The following is a 19,425-nucleotide window of genomic DNA, read 5'->3' as shown; positions in this document are numbered from 1 at the left end:
GCTAATCTGACTCTCTCAATGAATACTTATATGCTCAAGCTAGTAGGAATTCCTACTTCGTTTTGAACATTGCCAATGGTTTAACAGCTTCATTGTTGTCTAGTATCTGATGTGCCAACAACTGTCTAATCTTTAAGCCGTTAGGGCCTAATTTATATGATTGTAGTATTATGCTGATAATACTGCAATCCTTCTGAAGCGTTGGATGGCAACCTTTTGGAACAACGAATGAAAATCGTCAAACTCATTACATCTGCCTTTGCAACAACATTTGTTTTCATTGGAGTGCCGATGTCCGCAGTCGGAAAACATCATCATCATGACCATTATGTATGTGCTATCGGTTATCACTATGTTGGCGATGGTTTTTGTCGACGCAACGGGCTTTGGTATCAGGGAAGACGCCATGAGCGTGGTTTGGAATACCGACCTGAACCCAGAGGAACTGTTGAGTTGTTTGATGGAGCTCTGAAAATTAAATTTTAATAGTTAGCTCTTATGAAAGGTTAGTGTCTTTCACTTTTAGTCCTTATCCATTCTTGCATCTGTGTAATTCACTATCAAGTGCTAGCTCATCATGTCCAGAGTTCTTTTGAAGATCATTGATGAGCTAGAGTCTGTAATGTTATGTTTTTTAGTCATACTTGAGAACTTCACGACTTAACGCGCTTGTTAATAGCGGAAGCGTTTAATTACTTTTGCTGGTTCATGGTTAGAACCCTCTTGATAGAGGATCCATTGGTTCGTTTCTAGATCATGATCACAGCCAAATTCAAGGCTTTCCTTATAGGATTCCCATTTTATGAAGTGGCAGGCTTGGTCTGCTTCAAAGGCTGAATGGTAACTAGTAAAAAATAAAAAAAGCATCACGCCAGCGGCGAGAACAATAATGGTAACGAAGCCGACTTTCATGTTTGCTCTGATCTGTGTCTTAAGTGCAAGGATGATATTGGCACAGATGATGGAGTATTGGCTGATATGAAGTAAGTTCTTGATTTTAATACAATGAACGGCACCTTTTTTCAATCTTAGGATGAATCTGATGTTTGACACTGCCGCATAAAGTTTGTTTATTCTTTATATCTTTATCACCTCTTCCTTTGGGAAAAGAACAATACCAACAACAGTGTTCCCCAGATTGGTAATAGATAAATAGCGGTAAAAACCCCCATTACGAAAACAGTAGAGGCAACAATTATTGCGGCTCCGATTCCAGCCCAAAGTAACCAGCGACGTAGTCTTTTCGGCCATACTTGCCCGGTTAGTCGATCTAGTTGATTCTGTAGCTGCCTACGTTCTTGAGTCATCTCCTGCAGACGGCTCTGATGCCAGGAGACTGAGTTTCGAGCTGATGATTCAACGACCTTTTTCTGTATACCTCCCAAGAAATCTGAGGAGCCAGAAAACATTGAGCGCACACTAACCGCATGAGCTTGAATGAGTGCACGGCTGGTTTCGCCGATTGCTCGATCGATCCTCTCTAGTCGAGCCTGCAATGACTGCACAGGGTCAGCATTGCGCGAGAGGTCGATCCTTTGCAGGGCGACGACTTTGTTGGGTCTGCTAAAAATCCCTTGAATGAGGCGCAAATGGTTGGTTCCGGACACTTACATTATGGGTGTGCTCGTCAACACGTTCTCTCGCTAGGTCTCTATGGTCCTCCACTAGTTGGGAGTTTCAGCCATGGATGTGTTGAGTCTGCCTGAGCCGGCTTAAATGCAGGTTTTTTAGAATCCGTCCAGCCGCGCTAAAACACCATTGGTAGTGCCTGGGGGAGTGTATACACTCCAGCGCATCCACTCATGACGTTCGTTTTGCTGCTGACTAAAACTGAATTAGAGCCAAGCACAGGGTGATGGATGGAGAGGTCGGTCCTGAAAGGCTTTAGGGGCCTACTTTGTGGGCCCCCGCTAACAACGGTTGGAGTCATGCAATGGCAAGCCAAAGCTCAGATAGCAAACGAAAACCCAGACAATCAGTTTCTTATTCAACAAACGATGCCCTTAAAGCTGACTACCGTGAGATTCGTCGCCTGGATTTGAAAAAACGGCTTGGGGTATTGCTCTATAGACGTGAACGTATGGAGCGTGAATTAGAAGCAATTAAGGCATCCTTGAGCACATTGGAAGATCAGATGCAGAGAAATGTCGCTTATGAGCAGCTCTCTATCTGTGATAAACCCTCTCCTTAATCACCATTAATTTTTTGTTATTATTAATTTAGACACCATAAGACGTTCTAGAACCTTTCAGCTGTGATTTGTATTTCTTCTGCTTTCCTTTGGATGGTTCTGCGCAAGATGGCACGAGATAATCTAATCGGAGCTGAGTAAATAAGCCTTTCCTCATCGCCCTTCCTGTACAGGTTCATGCTTTTGAGGGCATGCCTAACGACGACACCCTTTAGAATTTATCATTCATTTGATAGGTGACCTTCTTCAGGCACTTCATATACTTCTTTGCGATCAACTCTATAAGAAATATTCTCTTGTTATAGTGCTAATGTAATGATACCAAGGGTAAGCTGTTCCTTTTTATTATTTTTTTAGATAAATAGCTGGAGTCGTTTTCTCTACAGATTCTTTCTCAAATTTCTCCTTTGATAACTGGGTTATGGCCATTCGTCGAAGTAGTCCTGATCTGCTAGGGAGCTCTGTTGATCGCTTTGAATTTTGCCCTCTGCTCGATCAATTGAGCTCAAGGATTTCTCAACATAGGTTCTTACGTAAGCAGCTCGCTTCTGTTGGTAATGCATGTGACGAAGGGTACGAGTTAACTCATGCCGTCGAACACGTCGCCACTGATGCATGAATCGTTCGAGAATTGTTGGTCGGCGACGGCTCATAGATCTAGTCGCTTCCTAAACCATATTGTATTCATTTTTCTTGGTGCAGTGAAGACTGCTGCAAGATCATTTGCTGATGGTTGCTGATGGCTAATCAAAGGGCAGGCATTGCTCGTCATAGATGATGCATCCTGTGGTGCTCTCGCGATCACAAGGGTGTTGAGCAGAGTGGGCTTGCGCCGCTCTCCTATTACGAGGTTGTGATCTGTTTGCTGGTGATGTAGGCAGGACTGCTCAAATTCACGGTCATCAGGAGGTGAAGCGGCTAAAATCGAGGCTTCACAACATCAGTAAGGTTTGAAGCCTGCACATAAGCGTCGAAGAACGTCACATGTGGCCTTTCACGGAAGATAGGTATGGGAGTGAACTGAAGTCGTATCAGTGGACCCCTGCTTAGAACTGCTTTAGGCAGGCTTGCCGTACGAGGGAAGTCAATCAGCTCCAGCTGAACTCCATAGCGATCCCTTCTTCGAGGTTACGTTTTACTGGGCAGGTATCAACCACCCTTTGAAGCAGTTTGACCTGCTCATCGCTCAGCTCAGGCGGCATGCTAATTCGAAGTTTCAGGGCTTGGATACTGCGCTGGCCTTCACTGGTCATGATCTTCTCAACGTCAACTGCTGCGCCCTCGATTCTCCAGCCCTTGCGACGGGCGGTGATGCCCATCACGGTGAGCACGCAGGTGCCAAGAGCTGTTGCGACTAGGTCTGTAGGTGAGAAGGCCTCGCCCTTGCCTTCGTGATCGATAGGGGCATCGGTGCTAAGACGATCCCCAGAGGGGGTATGTAGGGCTTCACAGCGCAGATTGCCCTTGTAGCAACACGAGATTGTGGTCATCGTCATTCGGCTCTGAACTGATTATTCTGCGATTGGATGTCTTTGAGAACCTCATCGAATAAAAAATCAAAGGCCCCAGTAGCCTGCAACGATTAATTAAACTCTTGATCACATCAAGGTTGATTTGATCTGATCATCTTGGATTCAACCTCAAGTAAGCTCAATCGCTATGGCGCTCATTGTTTAAGGCCAACTAATTAGAGATGGATCAATACAAATCAGACTTTTGTATCGGCCCATTCAAATATCCTGTTGGTATGGAAAAGAAAAAACAAGAGGAGACTTCACCTCCAGATCAAAACCACCCCCTCTATGCAAGTGATCGTGATCGAGTTGATGCTCTCTTAGGGCATAAGGGGCATCCCAACGAAGACCAGCTCACCACGGCAGCGATGCTTCTCAACCGTTACGACGGCTTCCAAGGTGCGATGGACTTGCAGGAAGATCTGACAAAGGTGGTTAAGAGTTGGGGTTTTGATCGTGAAGCCCTTAATGCCAAGACCAGAGCGATCTGGTCCAGTGGTTGGCGACCAGGCACTGCCACTTCTGGCGATGACGTTGGCTCAGGAGCCGACGTCGTTGACAAGGAGACCTGATTGTTACCGCCGCTCAAGGTTGATACTGCTATTGATGTTCCCCTTGCATCGATGAGCGCTCCTTACCAGGAAGGCAGGAGACTAACCCAACGTGAAATGGTTAGATCCCATGCTTTTTCCGTATTGGCTGCTTTAAGTACTATCAGCCTCATCGTGATCGCCTGGTCCCTTATCCCAATTTCTAGACAGGCAGCCCGTTGGAACGGATGTTTTGAGGAATCCTTACGCTGGCAACGTAGGGACTTCCCAAAGGAGTCCAAAACGATTTCGAAGTTGTGGGCTACTCGCTACTGCAATGGTGGCTCTCTACCAATGCCAAGGAAGTAAACGAAGCCTCGCCAATTTTGCGTAAGTTGCAAGAATTGATTGGGCCTGATAAGTCGTTTGAGCATCCTATTTAGATGGAAATTCGATGAGTAGTTCCAAGAGAACACCGATGCCTTGACAGATATCAGATTTTAAGTCTTAAGAAAGGATGCGAACGCCTACTGAATTAATCCAAGGCACAACTTCTTTCGCATATTCAGAAAAGCCTTCAGAGTTAGTAAAGGTTCTCTGTTGATAAGCAAGTACAAATTAGTCATGAAGAGAACCTTTAGGGCTCTGCTTAGATAAAAATTCAAAGAGTTACTTCGAGTGTCTATGTTATCGAATTAAGATCATTCTCTGTGTATTTAGCATAACAAAAAACATCTATGAGTCAGTTGTGATTTTGATTTTATTTAATGAGCCTCTTTATGAGCTTCATCCATTATTGCATGAAGCTCGTAGAGTATGATTTTGTTGAGCTAAACTTTTAAGTGTATACTTGATTGCGATTGTTGTGATTTTAGTTGGCTTTAATCTTACCCTCTAGCCAGCCGCAATCATTGAAGATAAAAATTCCGGGATTGGCAGCTTAGCCATGAGTGAAGAAAGAAGATCCATATTGAACTTGTGGACCGCTGGAATGGTGCGATCCAGAATAAAAATTGCTAGGTATGGAATGTTCATCGCGATTTGCCAACGCCATTTGAAGGTCAGGATCCCCCAGGCCTTTTTGGCGTAAGCCTTTTGAGGATCAGTAAGGCGCTCCCATCTCTGATTGCCAAAAGCGGTGATACGTTCCTTGAGAGAGGCTTGAGACAGTGAACCTGTTGACTGCATTTTATGTCTTGAGATGGAGGCTTTATAGCACATAGGGGTTTCTACCCATGCCTGATGAGCCTTGGCTGCTGATTCGCGGGCATGTTGTTCAGGCAGATAGATGGCTAGAATGAGTAACTGATTTAATCAAGCTTGCTTGTGCCTGATCTTTCAAATGGCTTAGATCCCTTCTCTCCTTGGGGAATCGCACTTTTAACTTTTGGGGTGATCTTTACCTTTTGTATTCCGTTCTTTTTGATTAAAAGTGATGATTTTAATCCAGACAAAGGTGGCAAAGCCTATCAGGATGAGATGAGAGCAAAAAAGATAGCCAGTCTCTATCCGAAAAAACCTTAGCCTAAGAAATAGCCTAAAAACCTATTAATCCAATTCTACTTTGCACCAGCATTGATAATGCTGACTTACCTATGCTTTGCCATAAGAGTCTGGTCAATAGTTATGGATTTTTTATTGTCTAGTTTTTCTGTTGGCTAGACTTGCAGATTAATTGATAAGTTAAATTGCTTTAAATTTTTCTATGAAGTTATTGTTTTTGGTACAAGAAATTTTGATCTGATAAATGCGTAGATATCAATAAGCTGGCATTTTTTGGTCTTAAAGTTAGTGATAGCTGTTGCGGCCAGAGAGTTTTTAGATGATAGAAATTAGCGCAGTATTGATGGCATTGCTATCTATAGGGATTTGATCTCTTCGCGCGCCTTGCATCGATCAAGGAACTTATTCCAAGCTTTTGGCCACCTCCAGCGAACGATTAGAGCCAAATAGAAGAGGTAGGCCATCCCCTCCACGGGATGCTTGATAATCGATAAGAGAGATAGTGCCTGTTCGACTGGTGACGCCATTAACGACTCTTTGCGTTACCCATAATTAGACGGTAATCGTGGGAATGGCTCAAAACTGTTTCTAACTGTCGTAGCTTCACATGACTCCATTGGCGAGCTCTTGGCTTTTGTTGAATTTGAACTGAAGAAAAAAATCTAGCCGATCTTTTGCTCTTTTTATTCGTGGCAGAGATGAGATGCGCCTTCTCCTGGCCATTTATAAGCTCCCCTTGGATAGTACAAATATGGCTTCGAGCATGAACTTCTCCTTTTTTGGGGCCGCTAAGCGCCGACTGGAAAGCTCTTGAATTCAGTACCATAGGCGACTTTCATCAGAGGCCTGGGGAGATCGCTCTGGCCAGGCCTATGGCTGCTTAAGTATTTTTATGGGTCATTGTCTGAGCAGTTACTTTCTTAGAGAGCCAAAAGCAACCATCAACCCCTTTCCATTATAGGAAAGGCTTTTTCTGTAAAGGGCTCTATCTTTTTATGATCAGCCAATATTGTGGAAGGAATTATATCTCTTTATTGCTAAATGGTTTTTGCTGTGAAATTTCATTAGAAAAGGCTATTGGGATGAAGAGCCTATGGACAGCTCAATTCTTTGTCGATATTGCGGAAAGGCGATTTCTTCTGACTACCCATGGGAAAAGGAGGCCTTGTTGATCAATAAAAGTTGCATGGAATGCCTTGATAAAATTGAAAATGGTGAATTAATCATTCAACGCCGCATCTCAACGACTAATAAGCAATGTGGTGAATGACGGCCTATGCTGTTCTTTCTTCCAACAAGGCAAGCAAGGAAACTGTTTCCCTTTAAGTAGATTGATTTATTCTCTCGACAGCTTGCAGAATGTTTGATTCTGGTCTAGGTAATTGTCTGGTGTCGTCTATTTCCTTATGTCCTTGAAATATTATATATTGTGCTTCAGCATTCAACTTTGTCTTGGGTCCCGATTGTAGAATATAAGATGAATATAGAAGTCTTTCCCTATTGGCCTTTAGACAGTTGATCTGATTAATTGTTTGGCTTTTGTACCATTACTCTAATGATTCATTCTTTTATGTCTAGCATCTTTAATAGCTTTTAGACCATTTAATCGAACTTTCTCTTTAGCTATCCCTGTTTTATCATTGTAGAAAAAGGCATTGTAAGTTAGAGGCTGATGCATTTTTTCTGTTGCTGTGCTTTTTAGGCCTGAGCGCTATATTTACGAGTTTTTCAACGTTTCCTACATTTGACTGTACAGACTGTCAACTCTTTTCTTATTCACGCCTAGATCTGAAACACCAACTCTTGAAGCTGATCGAACTTGGATAACCTTTTCGTTTGGTATTTGAAGAATCTCCAGGTCGTCTGGGAATCGAAAAACTAGGCTTCTAACAACAGCATGCCAATAATTGTTGGTTTGCTCGAGGACCTTAGTTCTTGGTAGTTGAGACGCAATGCCTAAAAGATCCTCATAGGACTGCTTCACTTCGCTGACTTCCCATTCAACCAGCACACAGTTTGTGTCAACTGCGCATTCGGATAAACTTCTCTCCCCAGAGAATGCCATGGCGGGATCACTGTGAATGGTGATGAGCGTTATCAAAAGGCAAGGAATCAGACTGTATGCTAGACGTTTCATTGAAAAGCAATCATTTAATAGAAACCTACAGGTTTTAGGCTTTTGTCAGGCCGTATTTTAAGAACACAACTTTGTCTGATGTCTTGATTGGAGCAATGAGTGATAGTTGGCATCCACCGATGAGCGTTCAAAAACCTCTTTCAGACAACGTCTCTGCATCGATGCAAGAGCCCGACCGTAAAGATCAGAACCTCAATCCGATTGAAGGGCTTGGATCTCACTCTTATGTGGTTTTGGCTACTTTATGTACTGTTAGCTTGATCGTGATTGCCTGGTCTCTTGTTCCAATCTCTAGGCAGGCAACACGCTGGAACGGATGTTTTCAGGAGTCTTTTCGTTGGGACCGCAGAACGTTCCCAAAGGATCCACAGTTGGTTTCGAAGTTGTGGGCGACTCGCTACTGCAATGGTGGATCACTATCAATGCCTAGGGAGTAGTCGCTGCTGACTTTGATGCAGAGTCACCATGGTTGCACTCAGCCTCGATTTCTTTTGAGGTGCTCTCATGGATCAAATTAACTGCGGATGAGCAGGATCACCTTTGAATGGACCGACCACTTGGGATGTGATCCATCCTCCATAGAATTGTCCGGGTTGGGGTATCACTGTCTCTCCATTGACGCTGCAATGATCCATGCGTCCGGGGTATAGCGCGTACCAGCCCGTAAGGGCCCTAAATGTTGGGGTGGGATCTGGATATGACCAGATTGCGCCCTCGAGACGTTTGTCTGCAATCACCAGATCCCAGTAGTTTGCGATTCCCTTCCATTCGCAGAAACTGCTGCGACGGCTGCGTATCAGTAGATCCTTCCGCATTGCCTTTGGAGGAAGATAGTAGGTGGGTGGATGGAATGTCTCCAGCACACGCAGGCAGTCATGGGTTTCACAGATGCGCGTACCGAGGGCCTCCACAATGACGTGGTCTGAGCAGGCCACAAGAGCTGGTGGACGTGGGTACTCAGCAACAATTTCAAGGCTCATTAGCTCTACGTTGAGATAGTGACTTTGTTTCAGGGGGTGAGTGATGACATTTGAGCCTGGTTGTACATGCCAGAGATGTCGTGGACTGGGCTTTGACAAAAGGGTTTAAAACCAGGCCTTTTAAGCAGAATTGGTCGTCGCAAGGATGAGGCCAGACCAGAAGCGGCCAAATGATTAGCGTTCGAGACTCTCTAGCAGTAGGTGCCAACCTAGGGCGGAAGCTTCAGCGGCGAAGCTGTCTCTTTCTTCGCACATAAAACCATGATCGGCGCCAATGATCTCTACGTAGCGCAGTCGCTCTTCATCAGGATCCTGCATGCGTAATGCGGCTTGGATTGCTTGCCGATCTGAAGTTGGGATCAACGGATCTGCTGTACCGCACAGACATGTCAGTCGGCCTGAGACCTGCGGCAATAATTCGAGGCTTGGTGCACCACCTCCCGGGCGGGTTTTGCTTACACCGGCACCATAAAAATTGAAGGTTTCTCTCACCTCGGTCATGGTTGCAGTGATCAGAGCAGCGTGTCCGCCGAAACAGAAGCCGATCACAGTGATTTGTGGTTGATCAAGCTGTTTGTTAAGCCAGCAAATAGCTGTGTAGGTATCGGTCAGGATTTGCTCCATTGAGGTTGAGTCCTTGTGTCGTCGACCTTCGATCAGGTTGTCTTCGCTATAGCCAAGCTCTAGCTCCGGTGCGGTTCGAGAAAATAGTGGCATCGCCAGGGCTGGGATGCCTCTGGTGGCGAGGCGATCGGCCACACTGCGAACCCAGTTATTGACTCCGAAGATTTCTGGTAACACCAGGGCAACACGATTTGGACCTTCAACGATTTCATCACGACCTTGACTCGGTTTTGACCACCAGCAGCGCAGGGGGACTGAGCCTTCTTTGATCACAATCCATTCGCTTTTCATTTGAGTAGCTGTCTCAAGAGTCTTCGGTGCGAAGCCTTCTGTCAGATTTCTGCAGTATGGGGCCTTTAGCTGGCTGATCTAGGAGTTGCTTTGCCTAGATCACTGGGTTGATGTGCCAGGCTTTCTAGGAGTGGGTGGTTTGCCTTGATAAGGGCTTTTGTGATCTTGTTTAGATCTCAAAGAGCCTCTTCTATGACCAATTGTGCCGATGGACTCAATGGCTTGTGGAGCTCGTAGAGCATAAGACTGCCCTTGCTTGGGACGATTCGCAAACGAAGACCGGTCTCCTTGCTGGTGATGGCGAACTTTGGGCTAGTCACTACTCAGCAATCTGGTGAGATTCCAGTTCATCAAAGCTTTGCTCCATATTTGCTTTGAGGCTATTTAATGGCTTGATGGATCCTTTAGACCCTTTAAGCCATACTGGAAGACACCTTCCATTAGCAATTCTGCTGGTTACAACAGCGTTTGGAGCGTTTTTTGGAGGCGCACTCATCACTGCATTGCGACGCTCGTAGCCATAAATCTTTAAGACGATTGGCCAACCACAAGCGCCTGCTGACGGGTAATGAAAACCTGGCCAGTGAGGTCAGGGCGCTTAAAGGCGCAGTCGAAGAGCTGTCTCAAAAGCTCCCTGTCATATGAGATGAAGAAGGCAATAATGAAGAAGCTTCTAGCTGAGATCCCCTAGAGACGGGGGCATATCCTCTACAACCTTTTCCAAGGATTTACCACTACTGATAGTCAATCTCGGATCACGTGACTTATTATTACCACTTAATCGTGAAATTTTTGAATCGAAACTTGGGTTATCAGTTTGTCCTTTGGGTAAGTTAATCCCACCACTAACACTCTTCAACTCCTCGGTTGAGAGTTCCTCGTTGATTTCTTCGTTTTCTTTTGGATTAGTTATTTGATTTGCCAGTCGTAAAACCATTATATCTAATTACATCTAGAGGAAGAATGGGTTTTAGATTTCGTAAACGGCTGAAGTTATTCCCAGGCCTGGCCATCAATTTCAGCAAGAACGGACGACGCAAACGCTGGCTGAAGGAATCTAAAAATCCTTAGGCCAATCAACCTCGCCATAGCCACCTTCAATCAGTTTGCGGCACGGGACTTATGGTCCTTACCTAAAGCAAATAAAGGGTCACTACTCCAATTGTTGATCTGTAAGTGCCTCTATTGGCAGCAGATCGCGATCAGCAATGGGTTTGATTTCAGCAGGCTTCTTGGTTAGGCTACTTATACTGAGCTGAGATTGCCTCGTTTAAGACGGATTATTTCAGGAATGATAAATGCTTTAATAACTTTATGTTGAGAAGGTTTTTCTTCTCTTTTGGCTGGCCCATATCTTATGGATTTGGTTATTTGAGATTTCCATTCCATTCTGGTAAATAATGGACGAACCTTTAACTTGATCGACGTGAACTCTTTTTCCTCAAGCAAACACCCTCAACCTGGCACGCAGATTGATGCTGTGCTGGATCCTGTGATTCCAGCACTTAACGAGTTGGTGGCGAAGACGCCAGGGACCCTTTCGCTGGCCCAGGGCATGGTGAATTGGCCTCCACCCATTGCCGTAAAACTGGCAATGAACAATGCTCTGTTGAATCAAGAATCAAGTCTCAATCGTTATGGCCCGGCTCGAGGTGATCCTGATCTGCTTGAGCTAATTAAGCAAAAATTGATGATGCAGAACGGTTTGGATTTGGCCGAAAGCATGGTCATGGTCACTGCAGGTAGCAACATGGCATTTCATGCCATTGCTCAGGTTCTCTGTGACCCTGGCGATGAGGTCATTCTGCCGCTGCCTTATTACTTTAATCACTTTATGGCTATTCAGTTGGCCGGTGGAGTGCCTGTGCCTGTGAATGCTGGTTTAATACCTAACCCTGGACTCATAGAGGCTGCGATTACAAAACGCACCCGTGCCATTGTCACGATAAGTCCTAATAACCCAAGCGGAATCGTTTTCCCTCAAACCTTACTTGCTGCCATCAATCGGATCTGTGCCCAGCATGGTTTGCTGCACATCAGCGATGAAGCTTATGAGGATTTTGTGTTTGGTGATGTACCTCATTGGAGCCCTGGATCTCTTCCTGGCGCAGGGAACCATACTGTTTCGCTCTATTCGTTCTCCAAGGCCTATGGCATGGCCGGATGGCGTCTTGGTTATATGTCTGTTCCTATTGTCTGGAGTAAGGCTTTGGAGAAGGTTCAAGACACAGTCTTGATCTGTCCACCTCGTTTTTGCCAACGAGCAGCGATTGCGGCCTTGTTAGATGGTTCTGATTGGGTGCGTCAGAATGTGTCTCAATTGATGAGTCGATATCAGTTGCTCTTGAAGCGTTTTGCAGCTAGTAACGATCGACCCTGGCGCTTTTTACATGAACCCAATGGAGCTTTTTATTGCTTACTTGAAGTGGATTGTGGTTGCAATGGAGACACCTTGATGCGTCAGCTGGTAAGAGATTATCGAGTTGCCACGATTGGAGGTTGTAGTTTTGGGTTTAAGAACGAGAGTTGTGTACTGCGCATCAGTGTGGGGATGCTTGAAGGCGCTGAATTGATAGATGCCTTTAATCGCTTGGAGGCAGGCATGCTTAATGCTGTTCAACAAGGAGACCGTACCACCTGAATAATAAAGTTAATTCCAATTTATTCTTTTATTTTATTGAAAATAGCAATCAGCACTTGTTGAGTAATGACTGCGTGGTAAGTTTTGATCAGATCCGCAGCAGCGAGTTTTGCTGCAACCTTACTCAAGTTATGCAATAAGTCAATGACCTTAAGATTATTAATGGCTGCATTTATTTCTATGAGATTCTATCCATTGTCGTGAACACTTGCAGCATTTTGTAGATATGATTTAATGACTTTCTTGCCTATTAATTAATCCAGTTCTTTCAGTAAGTCTTTGATTTGATCCACTTATTGCTAGCCATGATGCTTCCTTTGGCTTTTTAGCATAATTTATTGGAAGGTAAATAGTGATCAGAATTCTTGCTCATAAGTCAATGGGAATGATGGTAGGAGCTGATTGCCTTTGCCTCGCATGCTTTTTTGCAATGTTGACTATTTTTGTCACCACTCTTTGAGGGCCAATGAAGTGATAAAGTCTTCGTCTGTTGATGAGAACATCAATAATCCTGCGAGAATGCATGGATATAACTTTAGAGGCTTTTGTTTTCATTCTTACGTGTCTAATTCCACCCATCCTCTTCTCGTATGCAAATAAATAATGACCTTTTAGCAATTCTGCGTGTCTCTATTCTGGCACTATAACTTCGATACTTGATATTATTTTTTCTCGTCAGTATCTAGGCCTAATGCTGATACAACAAGGGTATTTTCTAATACCTTTGGATATAACAATACGCCAGCGATCACCGATATGATCGCTGTGACAATGAATGTAGTGACTTGGCCTATTGACCCTGGCAAGTAGATTTCAGAGTTCAGAAATGGCAAATCAATCAGAGAACCTATAGTTCCCCAAATCAATACCCATGCAGACACATATCCAATGCCAAACCAGTCTTTCTTTGACATGTGACCTCTGAAAAAAACGAAACAATTTTTGAATACTAGCTGATAGACACGCATAGGCTTAATAAAGTGGCATCTCTGATGTGCAGCTTGTCTGACCAGTGACAACACCTAGGCCCTGCTGCCAATGACTTGCCCAAGTCTTGCAATGGCTGCTTTTGCTTGCTGCAGCCTCTCTTCATCTTCTTACTCTTGGCGTTGGAGCGCAGATTGATCCACGTTAGCTGCTACCGCAAAGTGGTTTAATTCTGTTGAATGAGGTCTTGGCACAACTGAGCAAATGATTGGTTTGTCTCATTCAACAGACAAACTTAGCTCCATATAAGAGTTTGTTCTCGTTAGCATCTTTCCTTCTATTCGTCATCTTTAAAGAAACCCGAAGCTTCCGCTCCGTGTTCTTGTTAAACAATTCTCATGTCTGCTACTAGGTTCAAGAGAGCTTCCCTTCGACCCGCCCATGGCGATTAGCGTTACCTCTGCATGTCCACAGAGCACAATTAATGAACTGGGCATCCGGCAATGGCCCATTTGGACATGTGAGGCCAGCACCTTTCCTTGGACCTATGCTGAACAGGAAACCTGCCTGTTGTTGGAAGGCGAGGTGACCGTTAAGCCCGAAGGCGGAAAGCCCGTGCGCTTTGGTGCAGGTGATCTGGTGGTGTTCCCTGCTGGAATGTCATGCATTTGGGAGGTTCATCAGGCAGTTCGTAAGCACTATCGCTTTGGTTGATGAATGAGCTATGACGGCTAGCTGTGAAGTGACCTCGCTGAACACTGGATCAATGCATGGTCTAAGAAATGCAAATGATTCGTTGATTCCTCTCGGGAAATATTGGACAGCCAAACTGCATCTTATTAGTTGTATTATACCATTGCAGTAATGTTATTTAAACGTCGAGCTGGGGAAAGAGGGCATTTTCGTCGTTCAGTTTTGCTACATAGGTTTTGTGCTTTTTGCTTGGCCTACTCAAGATTCAACTGACGTTCTTCGCGTTGTTAAGAATCAATGCTTTCTTCACATCAAGGCCACGGGTGAAGACGGAGCGTAATCACACATGCCAATGGCTAAGCCAATCGAGATCATCTTGCAGTTGCTTGATCTGAAGCATTGCACATTCTTTCTCTGAACGACTCGATGCTGACTGGGTTTTCTGCTGAGCAGCCTGTGCTGCGACATGAGCCTGTCGGCCAAAGCTCTCCTCTGTTGTAGGCCTCAATGATGGATTCGTAGTGGTCTTCTCTTTGTCTTGCTTGATGTGCCATGTACTCATGCATTTTCTTTGCTTGAAGGAAAGCGCATCAACCTGCTATGCGCGATCGGAGGGAATACTCAATACGATCGATCCCTCCCTTAGATAGGTCTACTCAGGCCTCGTTCTTTGAGGGGCTCCATAGGAGAAGGCCCTGGAACTTGACAAAGCTAGATAATGGAGTGTGTGAAAAAAACAAACTATGGCTGGAGTCATTGCCGGGGCAATTTCTCTATCACTTCATTTATTCTGGAAGTTTAGAACAGCCAATAGCGAGAGAGCCAAGTGGAAGATCTTGCTATCTGCCTTATGGCTCCCTCGCCAATGTGTAACGTTTTCATCATTATCCCAGCTTTCATGGCTGATGAAAAAGAGCATCACTTCCGCGAGACTGAAATACTAGCTTGCTTGATTTAGCGAGGATAATCCATACCGCTTAAACTTTATAACCCCACTCTTTTTGTAATAGTTTGAATATTTACACTTAAGTCGCTATTGCTATAAGGGACTAATCCTAAGTAGTGTTCAACCATAAGTATTTAGCTAGGGCCAGTCTTCGGGATACTCAATAATGATTTCAGGATCCTTAGGCTTAGAGATACACTCTTCTTTGACCACTCTTTCTACTATAGTTCTAGACCATCTGTCAAACCTTCTTGCATATCTAGTCTTACATTCCTCTATGAAGACTTTCCCTCTGGCTTCTGATTGCGTTACTGCCGATTTAGTAATGCATACGTATTGATTCTCTCCATCGATTAGATTATATACTTCTCGGCTACATTGACGGATTGAGTTTTTAAATCCCTGTGCATTGACACTATCCTGCATCACTAATAATAGTAGGATTAAAGTGCTAAGTGATGAATTCATAGCAATAGCATGTCTCTAAGATTAGTTGCTCTTACTCTTTATCCTTAGGTCGCTGTCTCAGGATATAGAGCCAAGCAACTGTCGCTAGTGCGACTGTAAACTCTGTAAGTATTGTTGCATTTCCAGCAAAGAAATCGTTCCAGCTAGAGGTGTTGTTCAATTATTGTTCTTTTGGCTGCTCATAGTCTAGCCGTAAGCCAGTACAAAGCGCTACCAATATTTGGCTGGTGGTTGGGTTCCCTGTGACAGGCACGAATCAATAATTTTTCACCTGTATTGTTGAATTGAAGCCGCAGGCAATATGAGATTTCAGTACTGGTGATTTCGGAGACCGTTTGTGTCTGGTTGGTCTGTTCTTGTAGGTTTCTGTCTGGTATTCAAGACACTTAATGCTCCCAGCTGCAATTGATATCCAGACTATTCGTTAATACAAATTCCCCATCTTATTATCAAGCCAGCCTACACTTTACGAACATAGCGCTAACAAAAGAAGGCGTTCGCTCTAATCAGCTGAGATCTCTGATTCTTTAGTCTATTTAGTCTAATCGGCGGTTGATATGGGCGTACATCTGACTGCTCTGAGGCCTGCTAGGGCATACAGACTATCTCCGCTTGAAAAGGATCTAAAGACTTCGCTGGGATTCATCTGTTGCCGTTAATGCAATACTATTAATCTGTTGAGATGCCTAAATTAAGGCAGGAAGGCTTAACTGCTCCCCTTCTTGCTTGATTCCTGCTGGGCAATCTTGAACCACAGCACAATGAAGTAAACCGACGAGATGCCTAGGAAGATCAATGTCAAGATCATCCATGTCCCCATGCTTAGGCCAAGTACTCCTGCATTGCGTGCGTCGCCGATTGTGGCGTAGGCCAGAAGAGTGGGGAAAGTCAATGGCATCAGTTTGTTCTGGTTATCAGTTCAGCACGGCTCGGTGGTTGGTCGTTGAACCTTGTGCATTGAACAAAGGAGCCCCTTTGCTTGATGGAGGCGCACTTAAGTAAAAAGCCGACTGCTACCCATCACCCAGCCACGCTGACACTAGGAAAAGGCTTGTAACCTGACATGCGTAGAAACACTACTACTGGTGCCACTTTTACTTTCTTTAAGTCGAAGCGCTATTTGTAGGGGCTTGCGTCAATAAGCTCTTTCCCTTAGAAATAAAGCTCCCCATCACCCAGGCCCGTCGCGTCACGCGAGGGTCTTTTTTTTGTTGATCAGCCCCCCCATGGGGCTGCAATGAGCCTCCTTTTTGGTGGAGGGCATAATGCAGAAAGCTTGATGAGCGGTGATTCGATGAACGAACCGCAGCCGAAAGAGAGTTTGCTCAAGAAGAGTGGACGAATTGGCGCCATCCTTGGTTTTGCCTGGATTGCTCTGAATATTGTTGTGCCTTTGGCTTTGTTGCGTGTGCCTGCGGTGCAGCGCTGGCTCGTGGCATTTGACAACAAGCTTCCTTTTCATATTCCAGGAATTGGCTAGCTGCTTTTTGTTTCCGATTGCTGTGGTCCCCATGATTGGAAAGGTGCTCACGCCCTCTCCAAGGTCAATAGCCTTGGACAACTCATCTGTTTACAGAACAAAACCTGATGAGCCGAATTTTTGCACCTTTGGCCGGGTCTATAAGACGTTAAGTACATGGGTGCGGCAGCCTGGCGTTATGGGTAACGACTCCTCGAAATGAAGAGATGACGCACGAGGTCTCTCTTGCTGTGCTGGAAAGGGATGGTCGCTGGCTCCTTCAGCTTCGTGATGACATCGAAGGAATCTTGTTTCCAGGTCATTGGGGATTATTTGGAGGTCACTTGAATGCAGGGGAAACGCCTTTTCAGGCCGTGAACCGTGAACTTGTCGAGGAAATCAACTGGGCACCTGAAAATCTCCTCGTTCCTTGGTTCAGCAACCACAGCAGCGCGCTTGTGGTAAATGTATTTCGAGGGCCACTGTGTGTTTCCCTTAGCCAATTGCAGTTGCTTGAGGGTCAGGATATGACCCTGGCGACTATGGAGGAGCTTGCGAGTGGTGCTATCTGGAGCCCCAGACTTAGGGAGTTCAGACCGATTGCGCCAGGCCTGGATATCGTGCTGCAGCGTCAGCTCTCAGATAAAGACTGAAGCCAGGTTGTGTGGAGCAATATTTTGAGGTTTTGCGCAATTTCGATGCAGAAGATCTTGTAGGCCGATCCTTTGCCAAGACAGCATGACAGGACTCTCTCTTTGTTGGGCTTTAGGGAAATTGAGGGGGGATGGCAGCCGCTAGTTCAATGATGATGATCACCTCAGTCAAGTGGGCGACTTCATGGAGGAGCTTTCCCCTCAGTTCATTTGGGCAACTATGAATGTCGTGGCTCTGGTCAGCTAGTTGCTTGAACCAACCGGCTATGCAGAGACAAACACTGCTCTTCATCAGAGAGGCACAGTCCCACTCGCTGGCCATCAAGGTTGGAATTCAGATGGCATCCTTAAAGTCATTGTGCTGATATCAATTTCATGACCATTCCTGTGCTTCCAGCCGTTGTCACCTTGGCTGCCGCGATCGTCTACCAAGGAACCATGTTTGCAGTGGCATTTGCACGAAGCCAGCACAAAGTAAAAGCTCCAGCAACGAGTGGGCCAGAAGAATTTGAGCGAGTGCTACGTGTTCAGCAGAACACCCTTGAACAGATGATGTTCTTCCTGCCGGTGTTCTGGCTAGCAGCTCTTTCTAGCAACACGTCTGTTGCCTGCTTGATTGGCTTCATCTGGGTGGGCGCACGTATTGCTTATGGCATTGGCTATTGGAAAGCGGCCAAGCTGAGAGGGCCAGGCTTTGCCATTAGCCTCCTTGCCAGCGCAGTTCTTCTGGTGATGGCAATTGTTGGTCTATTTAACTCATAGTTGGCGATCTTATAGGAAGCTTCCCTCGGCAATAGTGGCCTTTTCTGCCAGAAGGCAACATTGTGAGCTTCGTTTGCAGATGCTGTGCACCTTGCGAATTGACTATTTAGAAGAAAATAGGTTGAAAGATAGAGATGCCTTACTTTGTCTAGCCAACTACAGCTAAAACTCCCATCTTTCAACTTTTGCCTGAAAACAAGGATTTGATTGTTTGATGTTATGAACAAATTGCCGTGTGTCGATTCCTAAGCAATGCTTTCCTGAGCAGATTCCTCAAGATTATTCTTTTGCACAGCAATTGATTCGCTAAAACCTGCGGCAAGAATTCCGGTAGGTATGGCGATGGCGCCAATTCCCATAAGAGAAGTTACTGAAGCGATAATCTTGCCTACCGCACTAATTGGCACTGAATCTCCATGCCCCACTGAGCTGACTGCATTAATTGACCACCAGAGGCATCTTGGTATTGAACCTAATAGATCAGGCTGAATAGATGACTCTGCAAGATACATGAATGTGCTGCTAATGAGTAAAAGTAATAATGTATAAACAGTAGATATCTGCAGCTCTTGGCTCTTGGATCTGAGTGCATAGTTGAAATGAAGCATGCTTTGCTTGAATCTTTCGCTGCGGCCAACCTTTAGAATCGTAAGAAGACGAATAATTCTCAGGATCTTTAGTTCTGTTCTTACGCCGATAAAGGAGGGGATAATTGCAATCAGATCAATAATGGCCATTGGTGAGAACATGTAGCGAATCGTGCCTTCTATACCCTCTCCATATTTGCCCTCAAGTGGGGCAGTCCACACTCGACAAAAATATTCAATGCAAAACAGACAGCCAATGATCCAATCGATTGCATCTATTTGTCCGCCAAACTGAAAATCAATTTGATTTTCAGTGCTTAGAACTGCAAAAAAGATTGAAACAGCAATTGTTGCGCCACTTAACTTATTGAATATCGATGTATTGCCTCCTGTGGATTGATTGATTACCTGTTCATGCAGTTTGAGGCGGAATCCCATGATGCTCCCCAAGGTACCCTCTCCCTTTTGATTTCAATCCATCCTAGGCACGGGTCGCTCAAGCGAGCCTTAGCGTGCCAG

The 19,425-nt window shown here is 45.0% G+C and carries 24 protein-coding genes; 10 read left to right on the top strand and 14 right to left on the bottom strand.

Annotated elements, in window-relative coordinates; translation table 11 throughout:
- The first annotated feature begins 201 nt into the window (after window positions 1–201).
- Window positions 202–486 carry a hypothetical protein gene (locus AKG35_RS05585; RefSeq protein WP_011130414.1) on the top strand — a complete coding sequence of 95 codons (285 nt, stop codon included), beginning with the start codon at window positions 202–204 and terminating at the stop codon, window positions 484–486.
- Window positions 487–672: 186 nt separating this feature from the next.
- On the opposite strand, the gene AKG35_RS05580 is transcribed toward AKG35_RS05585, so the two are convergent.
- A complete protein-coding gene (locus AKG35_RS05580; RefSeq protein ID WP_236069682.1) occupies window positions 673–1,026 on the bottom strand; it encodes a hypothetical protein in 354 nt (117 codons plus the stop codon).
- Between the two features lie 62 nt (window positions 1,027–1,088).
- Window positions 1,089–1,607 (bottom strand): hypothetical protein, encoded by a 519-nt coding sequence (locus tag AKG35_RS05575; protein WP_011130412.1) that lies wholly within the window; start codon window positions 1,605–1,607, stop codon window positions 1,089–1,091.
- A 326-nt stretch (window positions 1,608–1,933) separates the two neighbouring features.
- Between AKG35_RS05575 and AKG35_RS05570 the strand changes: the two genes are divergently transcribed.
- Window positions 1,934–2,191 carry a lactate dehydrogenase gene (locus AKG35_RS05570; protein WP_236069681.1) on the top strand — a complete coding sequence of 86 codons (258 nt, stop codon included), beginning with the start codon at window positions 1,934–1,936 and terminating at the stop codon, window positions 2,189–2,191.
- 419 nt (window positions 2,192–2,610) lie between these two features.
- Here the strand turns inward: AKG35_RS05570 and AKG35_RS05565 are convergent, their stop codons facing one another.
- Window positions 2,611–2,844 carry a hypothetical protein gene (locus AKG35_RS05565; protein ID WP_041384456.1) on the bottom strand — a complete coding sequence of 78 codons (234 nt, stop codon included), beginning with the start codon at window positions 2,842–2,844 and terminating at the stop codon, window positions 2,611–2,613.
- A gap of 435 nt (window positions 2,845–3,279) precedes the next feature.
- Window positions 3,280–3,687: an OsmC family protein gene (locus AKG35_RS05560; RefSeq protein WP_011130410.1), complete on the bottom strand. Its 408-nt coding sequence runs from the start codon at window positions 3,685–3,687 to the stop codon at window positions 3,280–3,282.
- Window positions 3,688–3,938: 251 nt separating this feature from the next.
- On the opposite strand from AKG35_RS05560, the gene AKG35_RS05555 reads away from it, so the two are divergent.
- Window positions 3,939–4,277, top strand: coding sequence for a DUF3288 family protein (locus AKG35_RS05555; RefSeq protein ID WP_041384454.1), 339 nt, complete (start codon window positions 3,939–3,941; stop codon window positions 4,275–4,277).
- A gap of 852 nt (window positions 4,278–5,129) precedes the next feature.
- On the opposite strand, the gene AKG35_RS05550 is transcribed toward AKG35_RS05555, so the two are convergent.
- Complete coding sequence (locus AKG35_RS05550) at window positions 5,130–5,456, bottom strand: hypothetical protein (protein WP_011130407.1); 327 nt, start codon at window positions 5,454–5,456, stop codon at window positions 5,130–5,132.
- A 99-nt stretch (window positions 5,457–5,555) separates the two neighbouring features.
- Here AKG35_RS05550 and AKG35_RS05545 point away from each other — a divergent pair, with 99 nt between their 5' ends.
- Window positions 5,556–5,759 (top strand): hypothetical protein, encoded by a 204-nt coding sequence (locus AKG35_RS05545; RefSeq protein WP_041384450.1) that lies wholly within the window; start codon window positions 5,556–5,558, stop codon window positions 5,757–5,759.
- Between the two features lie 1,717 nt (window positions 5,760–7,476).
- On the opposite strand, the gene AKG35_RS05535 is transcribed toward AKG35_RS05545, so the two are convergent.
- Window positions 7,477–7,803, bottom strand: a complete 327-nt coding sequence (locus AKG35_RS05535) for a DUF1499 domain-containing protein (RefSeq protein WP_041385065.1) — start codon at window positions 7,801–7,803, stop codon at window positions 7,477–7,479.
- 167 nt (window positions 7,804–7,970) lie between these two features.
- Here AKG35_RS05535 and AKG35_RS05530 point away from each other — a divergent pair, with 167 nt between their 5' ends.
- The gene (locus AKG35_RS05530; protein ID WP_041385063.1) at window positions 7,971–8,312 is read left to right on the top strand and encodes a hypothetical protein; all 342 of its coding nucleotides are present in this window, start codon (window positions 7,971–7,973) and stop codon (window positions 8,310–8,312) included.
- A 72-nt stretch (window positions 8,313–8,384) separates the two neighbouring features.
- Here the strand turns inward: AKG35_RS05530 and AKG35_RS05525 are convergent, their stop codons facing one another.
- The 3 genes from AKG35_RS05525 to AKG35_RS13780 all read right to left on the bottom strand — a co-directional run bounded on the left by AKG35_RS05525 (window position 8,385) and on the right by AKG35_RS13780 (window position 10,707).
- A complete protein-coding gene (locus AKG35_RS05525) occupies window positions 8,385–8,855 on the bottom strand; it encodes a DUF427 domain-containing protein (RefSeq protein WP_041384447.1) in 471 nt (156 codons plus the stop codon).
- Between the two features lie 174 nt (window positions 8,856–9,029).
- Entirely contained in the window at window positions 9,030–9,770 is a 741-nt protein-coding gene (locus AKG35_RS05520; RefSeq protein ID WP_011130403.1) for a dienelactone hydrolase family protein, read from the bottom strand.
- A 673-nt stretch (window positions 9,771–10,443) separates the two neighbouring features.
- Window positions 10,444–10,707, bottom strand: coding sequence for a CCRG-2 family RiPP (locus AKG35_RS13780; RefSeq protein WP_011130402.1), 264 nt, complete (start codon window positions 10,705–10,707; stop codon window positions 10,444–10,446).
- Window positions 10,708–11,196: 489 nt separating this feature from the next.
- On the opposite strand from AKG35_RS13780, the gene AKG35_RS05510 reads away from it, so the two are divergent.
- A complete protein-coding gene (locus tag AKG35_RS05510; RefSeq protein WP_011130401.1) occupies window positions 11,197–12,411 on the top strand; it encodes a pyridoxal phosphate-dependent aminotransferase in 1,215 nt (404 codons plus the stop codon).
- 662 nt (window positions 12,412–13,073) lie between these two features.
- Here the strand turns inward: AKG35_RS05510 and AKG35_RS05505 are convergent.
- Window positions 13,074–13,325, bottom strand: a complete 252-nt coding sequence (locus tag AKG35_RS05505; protein ID WP_052646224.1) for a hypothetical protein — start codon at window positions 13,323–13,325, stop codon at window positions 13,074–13,076.
- A gap of 454 nt (window positions 13,326–13,779) precedes the next feature.
- On the opposite strand from AKG35_RS05505, the gene AKG35_RS05500 reads away from it, so the two are divergent.
- Window positions 13,780–14,052 carry a cupin domain-containing protein gene (locus tag AKG35_RS05500; RefSeq protein ID WP_011130400.1) on the top strand — a complete coding sequence of 91 codons (273 nt, stop codon included), beginning with the start codon at window positions 13,780–13,782 and terminating at the stop codon, window positions 14,050–14,052.
- A gap of 319 nt (window positions 14,053–14,371) precedes the next feature.
- Here the strand turns inward: AKG35_RS05500 and AKG35_RS05495 are convergent, their stop codons facing one another.
- On the bottom strand, window positions 14,372–14,593 hold the full coding sequence (locus AKG35_RS05495) for a hypothetical protein (protein WP_041384445.1): 222 nt from the start codon (window positions 14,591–14,593) through the stop codon (window positions 14,372–14,374).
- 1,558 nt (window positions 14,594–16,151) lie between these two features.
- On the bottom strand, window positions 16,152–16,343 hold the full coding sequence (locus AKG35_RS12910; protein ID WP_157859840.1) for a cytochrome B6: 192 nt from the start codon (window positions 16,341–16,343) through the stop codon (window positions 16,152–16,154).
- A 396-nt stretch (window positions 16,344–16,739) separates the two neighbouring features.
- Between AKG35_RS12910 and AKG35_RS05485 the strand changes: the two genes are divergently transcribed.
- On the top strand, window positions 16,740–16,925 hold the full coding sequence (locus AKG35_RS05485; protein ID WP_041385059.1) for a hypothetical protein: 186 nt from the start codon (window positions 16,740–16,742) through the stop codon (window positions 16,923–16,925).
- 206 nt (window positions 16,926–17,131) lie between these two features.
- Entirely contained in the window at window positions 17,132–17,557 is a 426-nt protein-coding gene (locus AKG35_RS05480) for an NUDIX hydrolase (protein WP_011130398.1), read from the top strand.
- A 112-nt stretch (window positions 17,558–17,669) separates the two neighbouring features.
- Here AKG35_RS05480 and AKG35_RS05475 read toward each other — a convergent pair whose 3' ends face one another.
- Window positions 17,670–17,879 carry a hypothetical protein gene (locus AKG35_RS05475; protein WP_041384442.1) on the bottom strand — a complete coding sequence of 70 codons (210 nt, stop codon included), beginning with the start codon at window positions 17,877–17,879 and terminating at the stop codon, window positions 17,670–17,672.
- 53 nt (window positions 17,880–17,932) lie between these two features.
- Between AKG35_RS05475 and AKG35_RS05470 the strand changes: the two genes are divergently transcribed.
- A complete protein-coding gene (locus AKG35_RS05470) occupies window positions 17,933–18,319 on the top strand; it encodes an MAPEG family protein (protein WP_011130397.1) in 387 nt (128 codons plus the stop codon).
- A 245-nt stretch (window positions 18,320–18,564) separates the two neighbouring features.
- On the opposite strand, the gene AKG35_RS05465 is transcribed toward AKG35_RS05470, so the two are convergent.
- Entirely contained in the window at window positions 18,565–19,344 is a 780-nt protein-coding gene (locus tag AKG35_RS05465; protein ID WP_041384440.1) for an ion transporter, read from the bottom strand.
- Between the last annotated feature and the right edge of the window lie 81 nt (window positions 19,345–19,425).

This window comes from Prochlorococcus marinus str. MIT 9313, from assembly GCF_000011485.1.
Taxonomy (GTDB): Bacteria; Cyanobacteriota; Cyanobacteriia; order PCC-6307; family Cyanobiaceae; genus Prochlorococcus; species Prochlorococcus marinus_D.
This window is presented reverse-complemented; position numbering and strand designations above follow the sequence as displayed.